Source organism: Vibrio sp. N418, from assembly GCF_000222565.1.
GTDB classification, from domain to species: Bacteria; Pseudomonadota; Gammaproteobacteria; order Enterobacterales; family Vibrionaceae; genus Vibrio; species Vibrio scophthalmi.
The window spans coordinates 1-268 of record NZ_AFWD01000005.1; the positions used below are offsets into that span (position 1 = coordinate 1).

The window sequence follows — 268 nt, forward strand, 5'->3', positions numbered from 1 at the left end:
ATAGAAACACTTTTGAGGTGTTTTACTAGTGTCCCGTTCGTCTAGAGGCCTAGGACACCGCCCTTTCACGGCGGTAACAGGGGTTCGACTCCCCTACGGGATACCATCTCCTCATAAGGATATGGGGCTATAGCTCAGCTGGGAGAGCGCTTCGCTGGCAGCGAAGAGGTCTGCGGTTCGATCCCGCATAGCTCCACCATTTTTAAGTGCATTTACTTTTGAATAGAAAGTTGAGTGTTTTTAAAAATGGTTTTCATCAGAAAACTTG

General features: G+C 47.4%; 2 tRNA genes. Both read left to right on the forward strand.

The annotated features are described in order from the left end of the window. Nucleotides 1–30 precede the first annotated feature (30 nt). Nucleotides 31–106: transfer RNA gene (locus tag RH86_RS01140), tRNA-Glu, on the forward strand. Between the two features lie 17 nt (nucleotides 107–123). Then, a tRNA-Ala gene (locus RH86_RS01145) sits at nucleotides 124–199 on the forward strand. The last annotated feature ends 69 nt before the right edge of the window (nucleotides 200–268 follow it).